General features: G+C 68.8%; 6 protein-coding genes. All 6 read left to right on the top strand.

The window, feature by feature from the left end; translation table 11 throughout:
* The first annotated feature begins 87 nt into the window (after nt 1-87).
* Nucleotides 88-2,199: a type I-E CRISPR-associated protein Cse2/CasB gene (gene casB, locus JAO81_RS04060; protein WP_199546347.1), complete on the top strand. Its 2,112-nt coding sequence runs from the start codon at nt 88-90 to the stop codon at nt 2,197-2,199.
* 8 nt (nt 2,200-2,207) lie between these two features.
* On the top strand, nt 2,208-3,587 hold the full coding sequence (locus tag JAO81_RS04055; protein WP_199546346.1) for a type I-E CRISPR-associated protein Cas7/Cse4/CasC: 1,380 nt from the start codon (nt 2,208-2,210) through the stop codon (nt 3,585-3,587).
* Nucleotides 3,584-4,438 (top strand): type I-E CRISPR-associated protein Cas5/CasD, encoded by an 855-nt coding sequence (cas5e, locus tag JAO81_RS04050; RefSeq protein ID WP_199546345.1) that lies wholly within the window; start codon nt 3,584-3,586, stop codon nt 4,436-4,438. Before JAO81_RS04055 ends, cas5e begins: the two co-directional genes overlap by 4 nt.
* The gene (locus JAO81_RS04045) at nt 4,435-5,214 is read left to right on the top strand and encodes a type I-E CRISPR-associated protein Cas6/Cse3/CasE (RefSeq protein WP_199546344.1); all 780 of its coding nucleotides are present in this window, start codon (nt 4,435-4,437) and stop codon (nt 5,212-5,214) included. The genes cas5e and JAO81_RS04045 overlap by 4 nt, the downstream gene beginning before the upstream one ends.
* Nucleotides 5,215-11,210: 5,996 nt before the next feature.
* Nucleotides 11,211-12,083 carry a 3'-5' exonuclease gene (locus tag JAO81_RS04040; protein WP_199546343.1) on the top strand — a complete coding sequence of 291 codons (873 nt, stop codon included), beginning with the start codon at nt 11,211-11,213 and terminating at the stop codon, nt 12,081-12,083.
* Nucleotides 12,084-12,200: 117 nt separating this feature from the next.
* Nucleotides 12,201-12,671, top strand: a complete 471-nt coding sequence (locus tag JAO81_RS04035; RefSeq protein WP_199546342.1) for a DnaB-like helicase N-terminal domain-containing protein — start codon at nt 12,201-12,203, stop codon at nt 12,669-12,671.
* Nucleotides 12,672-13,049 lie beyond the last annotated feature (378 nt).

The following is a 13,049-nucleotide window of genomic DNA, read 5'->3' as shown; positions in this document are numbered from 1 at the left end:
TCACGCACCTCCACAACAACCGAAGGGTTGCTCCGCATGTCGTCACCGCTCCTGACCGAGTGTCAAAATCAACCGATTTGCTATGACTTGCGGGACGAAGCATGCATCACGGCACTGACAATCGGCCCTGACCAGGGAAAACACCCGATTCCGCGCTGGCTGTCTCTCATCGAGGTCTTCGAGCAGGCCGAGCAGATCCCCGCCCTGGTGCACGCCTCGCCCGGGGCGCGGATAGCGCAATACGAGCTGCTGCTCGCGCTGTGCTACGCCACCGGCGTCCACCCCCGCACCCACGCCGAATACCGGCAGTGGACATCCGAGCGGCACCCCCTGGCCGAGGTCGCACACAAGCTGCGCGAGGAGCGCTTCGACGGACTGCTCGACCTGACCCACCCCACCCACCCGTTCGGGCAGAACACGAACCTGGCGCCGTACCTTTCCGCGCACGGTGTCGGCCCGGCCCAGCTGGAGCTCGAGCGGGCCGGCGACTACCACCTGTTCTTCGACCACATCCATCTGCACGACGAGCAGCCGCTCGACATCAAGGAGGCGTTCGCGGCGATGCTCGCCCAGCACGCCTACGGCATGGGCGGGCGGGTGATGGCCAAGACGGCCTGGTTCGGCAAGCCGTTCACCTACGCGGCGGTCGGCCGACTCGGCACCCGCATCCGCACCCTCGCGCTCGGCGAAACCCTCGCCGACACGCTGCGCCTGAACCTGGCCCCGACGCCCAACGGCGGCACCCTGAACACCTCCTGGACCCTCAACCGGTCACGCCGCACCTTCACCGGGCCCGGCGACAAGAACGGCCGCACCCCCGACGGGCCCGCCGACCTGCACACCGTCCTGGGCCGCTCCATCCTGATGGCCCCCCGCCGCGGCGACGACGGCGCGCTCGTCGTGGACAAGGTCCTCATCGGCGCCGGCGAGATCCTCGCCCCGCTGCCCCCCACCTTGATCCCCGACGCCGTCTTCAAAGGCGACAAGCCGCTGCAGCCGAACCCGGAGCGCGCCCTGTGGCGTGACGCCCACGCCCTGTACGCGGCGGCCAGCAACACCGGCCAGGGCAGCGACCTGTACAGCCGGCTGGTGCGCTACCCGAGGCCCGTGCAGCTCTGGTCGGTCGGCCTGGCCGCGAAGAACCACGATGTCACCGGCTGGATCTCCGACACCTTCCCGTTCTACGGCGCCCGCCACCACCAGCTGCGCCAAGCAGCTCAGGACGCGGCTAACTGGACGGAGTTCCTCGCTGGCGCGGTGAAGAAGGCCGCCACGATCGCGCGCGACCTCACCTACCCCAACGCCCGGCCGGAAGAGCGCGCCACGCTGCTCAAGCGGTTCGATCCCGGTCCGGACCTGTGGGCCCGTTTCGAGGACCCCTTCCACCAGCTTCTCGAAGCGATCACTGACGGTTCGGAAGAGGACACCGCGCGCGCCGACTTCGCCACCGCGGCCGTCACCTGCGCTCGGTCCGCGCTGGCCGAGCGATTGCGCTCGATGCCCCGCACCGGCCACGCAATGGAGGCCCTGGTGCGGGCAGAAGCCCGTCTTGCGGCCGAACTGACCAGCAAGAAGACCCCCATGGAACTCGCCGAGGCCGCCATGCACCCCACCACCGACACCGACCTCACAGTCGTCACACCGAAGCAGCCCCTCACCGGGCTCCCCCGACCCACCGGGCCCAAGGCCCTGACCGGCTGGCTCGTCTCCCTCGTGCGCACCCACAACCAGGACCTGCTGGGGGAGTTGCGCCGCCGCCACACCCACTCAGGCGAACCGATGGCCTCCCAGGCCAGCGACGCCGCCGCATCCTTCGCCCCCCACGACGCGCTCCGGCCGGCCTACGAGATCACCGCGTATCTGTTCGCCCGTTACCACGCCGCGCTGCCCTACCAGGAACCGCAACGCCTGTACGGCTCCGGAGACCTCGGCCGGGCCTTGCGCCGCATCGGCAGCCCCGGCGGCCGCGGCCCAGCCGACCCCGGCTGCGACCGGATGTTCAAACGCCTCATCACCCCCGGCCCGCTCGACGAGACGCAACTCGAGCACGCCATCCACCGACTGCGCGCCGACGACCGCATCCCGCCTTCCTGGGCCCAACTCGCCGACGACCTGGCCGCGTTCACCACCCGCCCGGAAGCCGTCCAGCGCTCCTGGGCCCGCAGCTTCTACACCCCCCACACCCGCCCCCAGAACTAAGGACCGACATGAACCCCACCCTCACCCTCGACGACCCCCGCTACCTCAACCTGCACTCGCTGACCTGCTACAACGGTGTCCTACTGGTCCGCGACGCCAACGGCCGCCCCAAGCAGATGCCGTTCGGCAACGCGCTGCGTGACAGCCTCTCCCCGCAGACCCAACGCCGCGCCGCCCGCACCTACATGCGCGACCAGGCCAACGAAGGAACCGGCGCCCTGGCCGGCTACGCCTTCGGGATCCGCACCCGCGAATGGGCCCTGCTCACCGGCAAGGAACTGGCCGCGCGCGGCTGGAACGCAGAGCAGGCGCTCGCCATGGCCAAGCACGCCCTGATGAGTCTGGGCATCGTCTTCGGCACCAAGGACAACACCGCCAACCTCACCAAGGTGCTGATCTTCGCCGCGCAGAACGCGCACGAGACCATGGCCGACGTCATCGAACGCCATCGCGAGGTCCTCGAGCCCTGGCTTACCGACGTCCAGAAAGTGCTGGCCGCGAAGACCAAGGCGAAGGACAAGAAGACCGCGGCCGAGGACACCTCCGCCGAACCGGACGCCAAGATCCCCGCGTTGCCCGCGGCCGCCGCGCGCGAACTGCTGGCCGCTCTCTCCCCGGCCGACGCCATCGACATCGCCCTGTATGGACGGTTCCTCGCTGGCCTCCCCGCCGACGACGTCGACGGCGCCGTACAGACCATGACCGCGATCACGGTGGGCCGCGCTGCCGGCGTCGAGGACTTCTACAGCGCCGCCGACGACATGAAGCTGCTGCGCAAGGCCACCCCCCGTCAGGCCGGCACGCACGCCCTGGACCTGTTCGAGCCGAGCGCCGACAACGGCGCCGGCATGACCGGCTACCAGAACCTGATCAGCGGCACCTTCTACGCCCACTCCGTCCTCGACCGGCACAAGCTGCGCACCTCACTCGCCGCCCACGCCGGCGACACCTTCGACGTCGAAGCCGCCGCCCAAGCCGCGGAGGCCGCGTTCATCGACGCCTTCTGCCACGCCGTGCCCTCCGCCAAGCGCAACACCTCCGCCGCGCCCGGCGTGCTGCCCAAGTTCGTACTCGTGCACGCCGACAAGCGCCAGCACAACTACGTCGGCGCCTTCGAAAAGGCCATCGAGGAACGCACCAGTCAGGACGGGACGCAGGCGGCCAGCCTGCAGGCCGCCGAACGCCTCCTGGACCACCATGCGCTCATCATCCGCAAGCGCGGCATCGACCCGGGCACGGCGCTGACCTACGACCTCGACATCGCCGACCTGCTCCAACAGCGCCGCGACGCCGGCCGTCTGCAGCCCACCGAAGTCGACACCCCCGACCAGCTCGCCCACCCCACCACCGCCATCGGCGAACAGCTGCTGGCGGGACAGCCGACATGAGCATGCACTGCCTCGTGCTGCGCCTGGAGGGACTGCTGCAGGCCTACGGCACCCGCTCCCGGTTCTCCGAACGCGACGCCGCCTCCCACCCCACCAAGAGCGCCGTCATCGGCCTGCTCGCCGCCGCCGACGGCCACGACCGCGCCGAACACCGCACAGAAGGCGAGGACTTCCTCCCGCTGGAGACCCTCGCCCAACTCCGCTTCGGCGTACGCGCCGACCGGCCCGGCGTCTTCATCCAGGACTTCCACACCACCGGCGGCGGCCACTACCCCCTGCGCCCCCGCGACCTGATCACCGACCCGCGACGCGCCGCCAGAGCCGCACCCGCCCTCGAGGACGCCACCGGCAACACCTTCACCACACGCGTCGCCGACAGCGTCCCCTCCTGGTACGGCAGCCCCAAAAACGTCGCCCCCGACCCGACCACGGGCGCGCTGACCGCCGGCAACACCCGGCGCGACCCGATCGTCTCAACCCGCTGGTACCTCGCCGACGCCGCCTTCCTCGCCGCCGTCGAAAGCCCCGACCGCGCCCTGCTTACCCACCTCGCCCAACGCCTGGACGAACCACGACGGCTGCTGTGGCTCGGCCGCAAGGGCTGCGCCCCCACCCACCCCGTCTACCAAGCCATCCGCCGCGGCGACCTGGAAACCGTCCTCGCCGCCGAACCACTGCTGCCGCGCGCCCCGCAGCCCCGCTGCTCCGCCTGGATCGAAACCACCGCCCCAGAGGCCGGCGCCCGGCAGGTCAACGACCAGCCCCTCAGCTTCCACTCCCGCCACCGCGCCCACGCACCCCGCTGGGAAAAGCGGATCACCCTCACCCCACCCCGCAAAGGCCAGTCATGATCACACGCCAGACCGCGCGCGCCCGGTTCGTCGCCCACCACGCCCTGTGCACCCTCAACCTCGACCACCCCGACGTCGCCCACGCCGTCCTCGACCCGCACGACATGCACCGCCTCGTCATGCGCGCCTACCGTCACTGGGTTCCCGACGGCGCCACAGACGCCCGCGCCCAGATGGGCGTCCTGCACACCTACGCCGTCAACCTCCCCGCCAACATCCTCACCCTGGTTGTCCAGTCCCGTGTCCCCGGCAACTGGAGCAGCCTCCCCACCGCAGCCCTCGCTGCACCCCCCGACCTGCAGACCATCGACATGACCATCAACCAGGGTGCCGCCTTCCGCTTCCGCGCAGTGGTCAACCCCGCCGTCTACGCCGAACGACGCGGCACCTACCGGCGAGACAGCCAAGCCGACTCCTCACCCGCCGCCGTCCAGCGCTGGTTCACCGCCCGCCAGCAACCCCCCAGCCAGACCACCAACCGCGGCCTGCCCTACATCGGCGCCACCGCCAACCCCGAGCAACTCACCATCCGTACCTTGCCCACGCTCGCCACCCTCAGCGCCCACCGCGGCATGCGCATCAGCCGCGCCGAGATCCAAGGCGAACTCACCGTCACCGATTCCCACCGCTTCGCCGACACCCTCACCCACGGCCTCGGACGCGCCCGCGCCTACGGATGCGGCCTCCTCCTCGCCAAAGCCATCCCAGCGAAAACACAGAAAGTCCCGCACGAACGCACAGGTCGGGAAGCGTCCCGCCCCGGCGTGCGGGGATGAGCCCGACGCGCAGCGCTTCACCGCAGCCTTGATCAGGTCCCGCCCCGGCGTACGGGGATGAGTCGTGGGCGCAGCGGATACTGGGGCTCATTCTCACGCCCCGCGCCCGCGTACGCGGATGAACCTCAGCCGAGGCCGAAGACCTCGAACTCGCCAGCGTCTCGCCCCATGCTCGGTGCGAGAGCGGGGAGCGCTATGGGAGAGGTGCATCTCGTTGAGATTGCGAAGACGGGGATGAACGGTGGGGTGCTACATACGTTGGTTGAACACCGCTACCCACCCCGGCGTACGGGGATGAACCCAGCCAGCATCTGGACGCGATGCTCACCAGGGTGTCCCGCCCCCGCAACCCGGGATGAACCGATCGCGCAGAACCGGCAGGCCGTCGCAGACCGGTCCCGCCACCCGCACGTAGGGAAATGAACCCAGGGAGCCCAGCGCGCGGGCGCCCGGCCCGTACGGTCCGGCCCCCGCGTACGGGGATGAACCGTACGGACCGGTCTGCGAGACCAGGCCCGCCGAGCCCCACCCGATGTACAGGAATGAACCGCTGCACCAACCGCCGTCCAGCCGCTTGTTCACGTCCCACCCTGGCGTGCAGGGATGAACCGCAACGCCAGGGCGTCTACGGCATGGCCCGGCAGTCCCGCCACGGCGTAGGGGGATGAACCGGTGCGGTCGTGGGCATCGCTGCCGGTGAAGCGGTCCTGCCCCGGCGTATGTGGATGAGCGTAGGCGCAGACTCCGTCCCGAACCTGCACCTCAAATCGCGCCCCCGCCTGCGGGAATGACCTGATGGCCCGCGGTTCGACCAGGTACATCAACGAGCCCCGCCCCTGTTCGGGGATGAACCGCCGCCGGGCAGCGTCACGAAGCGCACTGCGTAGTCCCGCCCCCGAGCACGGGGATGACTCCAACCTCGGCCCTGCCGCCACCATGGACGTCGGGTCTTGGCCCCCGCGTACGGGGGTGACTCCGCTGCGCTGCTCAACGTCGCGGCCGGACACCGGTCCCACCCTGTATGCGAGGATGAACCCGACCTCATCGACCTGACGCGGCGTACCGACGAGGTCCCGCCCCCGTGGGCGGGGGATGAACCCCCCGACGTGATCGAGGACCCGGACCTGCTCTTGTCCCGCCCCGTGTACGGGGATGAACCCAACGGGGTCGACGCGAAGTTCCTGCGCCGGTGTTCCGTCCCCGCGTACGGGGGTGAACCCGTGGGCTCCTACACGTCCTGTGTCGGCAGTATGTCCCGCCCCTGCGTTCGTGGATGATCCGTCGTGCCCGACCTCGGAGTTGATCAGGCCGCGGTCCCGTCACTGCGTAAGGGGATGAGCCCGACCGGACCTTTTCGACCGTAAGAGACATCTGGCTCGGCCCCGCGTTCGGGGATGCCCCCGGACCTACTACGTACACCAGTTCTTGACTGCCGTCCCGCCCCCGCGTTCGGGGGATCAACCCCAGCTCGTCACCGCGATCGGTACCTCGCTGGGGGTTGTACGGGGATGACCCCAGGTCACTGCCGAAGAACACCAGCAGCAAACCGTCCCACCCCCCGCGTACGGGGATGATCTGGAGTGGTACCGAGCGTGCCTCGCCTTCGTTGCGTCCCGCCCCGCGCACGGCCTCGGACGCGACTACGGCTGCGTCCTCCTCGCAAGACCCGTTCCGACCGCAGCGCACCAGGACTTGCTGGAACATGTAGGTCGCGAAGTGTCCCGCCCCTGCGTACGGGACGAGCCGTCGACGTCACCGCGTATCGTCTGCGCCGTCGCGCACGGGGATGAGCCGGACCTCAACCCGCTGGCGATCCCGGTTGAGTTGTCCCGCCCCGGCGTACGGGGATGCACCGCTGGCCGGCTTCACCCCGATCTGCTGGATATCCGGACGAGCCCCGGCCCTTGGGGATGAACAGTGCCCAGCGTAGATCGACCAGGTGATCATCATGTCTTGTCCCGGCTTTCGGGGATGAACCGGTGTTGCGGTAGTACACCAGCGCCTTGTTGTTGTTCCGCCCCGCGCCCGGGGTGAGTCCACGGACCGCCCGTCGCTCTGCCGGATGCGGGAGTTCCGCCCTCGCGTACGGGGATGAACCCCGCCAGCAGTTGCTGCTGGACGTCAACGGGACGTGCGTGCCCCCCGCGTACGGGGATGATTCCTACAACTTCGACGTCAAGGTGTGCGCCAAGCGAACCCGCCCCGCACGGGGATGCCCCGACGTTCGCGAGGTTCTTCGCCGTGGTGATGTCGTCCCACCCCCGCGCCGCTTCGGCCGCACGACACCCGATCCCGCCCCGAAGTACGGGGATGAACCAGGGTGCTCGAACGGATCGCGGGTGAGGATCGAGTCCCGCCCCGCGTAGGGGGATGAACCCGTGATCTGGACCGTGCAAGGGAAGGTCTGGGCGGCCGGTACCCGCGTCGGGGATGGCCCCTGCGTGAAGATCGGGTCACCCTGCTGCTCGAGCTCGGCGGGATGCCCCGTACCGACGTCGGGGCCGCCCTTGCGCTGGCGACCCACCGGCCCGCCCCGCGTGTGGGGGATGAGCCGATCTGGCAGCCGACCCGACGCGACGCGAAGCGGTCCCGCCCCCGCGTACGGGAATGCCCCCTCCTTGGCGAGCTCCTCGAAGAGGCCGCCTGGTCCCGCCCCGCGTGTGGGGATGACCCCACCGCCTCGGGGTACGCCGACAGCAAAGCCTCGTTCCGTCCCCGCGTACGGGGGTGAACCGGTGAGCAGCTTCATCAGGGCCCATTCGCGGCGTCCCGCCCGCGTTCGGGGATGAACCGATCGCGCGAATGTCACGCTCAGTAGCTCCGGTGTTCCGTCCCCGCGTACGGGGATGAGCCATGCTCGATCTTGAGTTGCCAATCCATCCAGTCGTCCCGCCCCAACATGCGGAGATGAGCGGCTCGTACGAGCAGGTGGCGGCCGCCGACTCCCACCCCGCGTACGGGGATGAGTCGAACGCGGCCCACGTGTTCGCGGTCATCGACGCGTCCCGCCCCGGCGTACGGGGATGAACCCTGCTTGATCCAAGCGGTGGTTGTATGCCAGGGACCCCGCCCCGGTGTTCGGGGATGAACGCCGCCTAGAGACAGACGGCTGGATCACCACGACGTCCAGCCCCGGTGTACGGGATGAACGCCCTCTCGATCCGCTGCAGGCCCTGGGCAAAGGGTCCCGCCCCGGCGTACGGGGATGAACTGATCGCGGCGGGTGCGATCGAAACCCCACACATGTCCCGACCTGGCGTGCAGGATGACCTCAAGGTGGACCGAGCCGGCGGACCAGCAGATCGCCGCCCCCGCGCACGGGATGAGCCCCGCCCGCCGAATGACTGCCCGACCTGTCCGACGTCAGGCACGAACCGTTCAACGAGACCGCTGTCGCCGAGATGATCGTGTCCCGCCCTCGCGTCCGGGGATGAACCGGACTCGGGTTTGCCGGTCTCGCTTCATGAAGAATCCCGCCCTCGAGTACGGGGATGAACCCAGGCCCTTCATCGCGTTCGAGACGGCCCGCTCGTCGTCATACGGGGATGAACCGCGCAGGCCGGCCGACAGATCGGCGGGCAGCTTGTGCCGCCACGTGTACGGGGATGAGCGGAAGAGCATCTTCGCGGCGTACTAGGGGTTCAGGTCCCGCTCCGGCGTACGGGAATAGCTCGCGGGCGCAGCCGATACTCAGGGCTCACCCTCCCGCTCCGCGGCGACGTACGGGGATAACCCGAATCCGGCGGTCGCTTTCCCTCCGGACAGCGTCCCGCCCTGCGTACAGGGATGCCTCCTATCCGGTGGATGCCTCGAAGATCGCCGACACGTCCAGGCCCCGGCACACGGGAATCCAGACATGGTCAACCTCCGTCTCGCCGGATGTCCGTTCACCCCAACGTGCGGGGATGAACTGTCTGGGCGGATCGACCTCAAGGCCCCGCTGTGGCCCTCCCCGGCGTACGGGGATGACTCCTTCCTGATCAAGGTGGGCTGCAGGCCTGGCATGTCCCGCCATGGCGTACGGGGATGAGCCGGTCATGAACTTCGCGAGCACCGGCCAGCCGAAGTCCCACCCTGCGTTAGCGGGGATGTCCCCGCTGATCACTGCAGGCGAGGGGACCGCAGGAGCCCGCGTCGCGGACCGGATGTTCCTTTGCGGTGGCCGAGTTCTGTGCTGAAGTTGCTTTCTCTCCCCGGATATGGGGATGAGCCCATGGGGGAGCCCACCCCGGTCGAGCCGGCGGTGTTCCGCCTCCGCTTACGGGGATGAACGCGAGTTCGGCGAAGCGTCGAAGGATTGGTGGAAGCCGCCCAGGGTTCGGGGATGACGTCAACCCGCTGATTTCGCTGCCCTGGTGCACCATGACCTGCCCCCGCGCACGGGGATGAACTGATGCATTGCCCAAGAGGAGGGTTGCTCGCGAGGCCCTGCCCCCGCGTACGGGGATGAACCGCCGGTCGTGGTCATTGTCTTGCGGCTGGCCTCGTCCCGCCTCCGCGCATGGGGATGAACTCAACGCTGGCTGGTACGCGGACAAGGTCATCGCGTCCCGCCTCGCGTTCGGGGATGAACCCTGCCGTCCGTTGTCGACGCCCTTGACCCAGGTGTCCCCCGTGTACGGGGATGAACCGGTGTTGCGGTAGTACGCCAACGCCTTGTTGTTGTCCCACCCCGCGTACGGGGATGGACCCACAAGTGGAGCGTCCCATGTGATCACTGAACTGTCCCGTCCCCGCGTGCGGGAATGCCCCCACCCCACGGAGATGATGGACTTTACTGGGACATCCCGCCCTCGGTGTACGGGGATGAACCCAGGGTTCCGAGAGCAATGCCTCCCTTTCGCAGCTTCTGGCCCCGCGTTCGGGGATGGCGCCATGGCGCTGCCGACTGTGGTACCGCGTGTCCCGCCCCCGCGTACGGGGATGAACCCATACGGGCCGACCAGATCAAGAACGCACAGGCATCCTGCCCTCGTGCGCGTGCGGGGATGAATTCGTCCCCGGCGTCACGATGAGCACCGCCCGCCGGATGACTACCCGGCCTGTCGGACGACCCTGCGTACGGGGATGATCTCGTGGCCCTGAGCTTCGCTTGGGACGACCTCAAGTCCTACCCTCGAACACAGGGATGAGCCCTACGACCGCTACGCCACCGCTACCGACGGTCAGTTTCTCGTCGCGTGCGGGGATGACCCCTGACCTGAGCCGGATGACCTATGCACAACGTCGTCCAGCCCCCGCGTACGGGAGGCTCCGTGGCAATGGGGATCGCCGCGGTGCCGGGCTGGCACCGCGCACGGGGATACCCCCAGTGTCGGCGACGTGTTGATCTCGGTCTGATTGAGTCGACAAGATCTCTCCCGGCGTACTGGAATGGCCCTGACCCGCCGCTCACCCTCGTTCCGGACGGAGCGTCCTCTCCCCACGTGTGGGAATGAACCCCGCCGCGCCGAGTGGACGGATGAGCGGGACATGACCCTCCCCGCGTACTGCCTCGCAGTGGCGGACGTGAGGTCGACGACACGTCCCCCCGTACGGGGATGAGCCCTGGGCGGCGAACAGGGGAAGCACCATGGCGATGTCCCTCCCCCGCGTACGGGGATGCCCCCACCTTCAGTCCGCGCTTGACGGGGTCGACGTCCCGCTCCCGGGTATGGGGATGACCCCTATCAGTACAGCGGTGCGGATGGTCGTCAGACGTCCCGCCCGGCACTTCACGATCGACGTGTAGTACTCCCACCCCTGAGTACGGGGATGAACCCGTGGTCGAAACGACCGCGATGCCCGACAGCGAACACGCCCCGGAACACGGGGATGCGTCGTTGGCTGAGTGCCACGTCGGAAACTTCGATCAGTCCTCCGGCTAAGGGGTGACGCTGCCGTTCCCATGGCGGACACGTGCTCATCGCCCCGTCCTGCCCCGCCGTACGCGGGGGCCCACCCCATGAACCGTGCCGCATTGAGGCATCCGCAAGCGTTGTCAGATTCGAGAGGACATGAAGGTGGAGCGGCCAACCCACGCGTCATCGCAGCGGGTACGTCCCGAAGCCTGGCAGGACATCTTCTGCCAGGCCGTGGACGGGGTCCCTGTCCAGTTCGTTCGTCCCATCGACACCGAACGGCCGAGTTGGTGCGCGTATGAGCAACACACGTACCTGGGAACCATGCACGCGCAGCACGATCTACAGGACGGAACATGGCCGCTCTGGCACGTGCAAGCACTCGCCGAGCGGCATCCCACCATCGAGGACGCGGTGCGGGCCATACGGCGTCCGGCATCGTGGTCGGCGGATAAGGAGCAGGCGCGCCGATGGGCTGCTGATCTACTCGCCGACCCCAGCCTTCTCGTGCTTGATGTTCAGACGACCGGACTGACGGACCCGTGGGCCGTGCAGATCGGCATCGTCGACCAGGACGGAAGAACTCTGCTGAACGAGGTCGTCGATCCGAGAGCGCCGATTGAGCCGGCCGCGGCCCGGCTGCATGGGATCTGCGAGCAACGCGTCGCGCAGGCGGCGACGTTCGGCGACCTGGTGCCGTCGCTGACCGACATCCTCAAGGATCGGAGATGCGTCGCGTACAACCTCGCCTTCGACCGCGGAGTCCTGCGTCGTGAGCTGCAGCGTCATCACGGGGCCGCCGCCGCGGCATCCCGCTCGCTTGCCGGCTGCCGGTGGGAAGACGCCATGCCTCCGGTCGCAGCTTGGAAGGGGCTGTGGTCGGCGCAGCGAAGCGGGTACCGCTACCAGCAGTTGGGGAGTCGATACGAAGCCATCGCCAACTGCCGAGCGGTTCTGGAGACGTTGCAGATCTTGAGTAGCGACGCAATGGCGCCCTGGAGCCGCTATGCGGCACCGTCGCGCTCCTGATCCCCGCGGTTCCACCTTCCGCGCTCCAGCCGATGCGGGCCCACGAGTCATGACCTGCTGCTGCGCCAACGCCGTAGTGTCTGCAGCCCAGCGGACCACCTGCTCTCGGAGGAGTACGTGACCAAGACCCTTGTCGGGCACCCCGAACCGCCGTCCCAACACGCCGACCCGCACGCGGAGCGGACGGTGCTGGGTGCGCTGCTGTGCTATCCCGCCACCGCAGCAGTCCTGCTGGTCAGCCTCGACTCAGAAGACTTCGCGGCCGCGGAGCACAAGGCCGTCTTCCGGGCCGCCCAAGGTCTCCTGGACCAGGGCCGACCCATCGACCCCATCACGGTCACCCAGCATCTCCAGTACTCCGCGCGCGAGATCGTGGCCCCGGCCGAATTGGTCCACGCGCTGGTGGCTACCGCACCCATTCAGGCACTGGCACTGACCTACAGCACGATCGTGTCCACCCTGGGTCGGCTGCGCCGCCAGGAGAAGCCGGGCGATGGCCCGGCAGCAGGACCTGGCCCGCTGCACCCCCAGGGCCCGGAGGGCTTGCCGCCCGTGCCGATGCGCGGCTTCCTGATCGACGAGGATTGATTCCCAGGGAGCCGGCCGATCACGTCGCGCGCCGGGACAGGCGAAAAGCCCTGCGACGGCCTGGGCGCCGCACCGCTCCATGCGGAGGATCCGGCCACCGGTTCGATCCGGTCACCCGGTTCCGGCGTGCTCCCAGAACCCACCACAGGGCTGTCGCTCGCCATCTCGCAACCGAAGACTTGGGGGCGCAGAACCGGGCTCCCGGTAATGCCCCGGGTCACCCGGCTCCACTTCCAGGAATCCACGATCCCTGGCGAGGCTCCGGCGCGAACTGGTTGCGCATCACCCGGCTCCCGACTCCGTCGGGGGTTCCCGATGACACGACTTCCAGGCTCCACGGAGCCTGACCTGTTCAGTATCGACCGATCACACGCCATA

The sequence above is a fragment of the Streptomyces sp. N35 genome (assembly GCF_016464295.1).
Classification (GTDB): domain Bacteria; phylum Actinomycetota; class Actinomycetes; order Streptomycetales; family Streptomycetaceae; genus Streptomyces.
Note: the sequence above shows the minus strand (reverse complement) of the source record. Positions and strands in the feature narration are given on the sequence as shown.

What these genes read in the sequence shown, in the direction of transcription:
- JAO81_RS04055 (WP_199546346.1), top strand. Translation starts at nt 2,208, where the DNA reads ATGAACCCCACCCTCACCCTCGACGACCCCCGCTACCTCAACCTGCAC.
- JAO81_RS04045 (WP_199546344.1), top strand. Translation starts at nt 4,435, where the DNA reads ATGATCACACGCCAGACCGCGCGCGCCCGGTTCGTCGCCCACCACGCC.
- JAO81_RS04040 (WP_199546343.1), top strand. Translation starts at nt 11,211, where the DNA reads ATGAAGGTGGAGCGGCCAACCCACGCGTCATCGCAGCGGGTACGTCCC.
- cas5e (WP_199546345.1), top strand. Translation starts at nt 3,584, where the DNA reads ATGAGCATGCACTGCCTCGTGCTGCGCCTGGAGGGACTGCTGCAGGCC.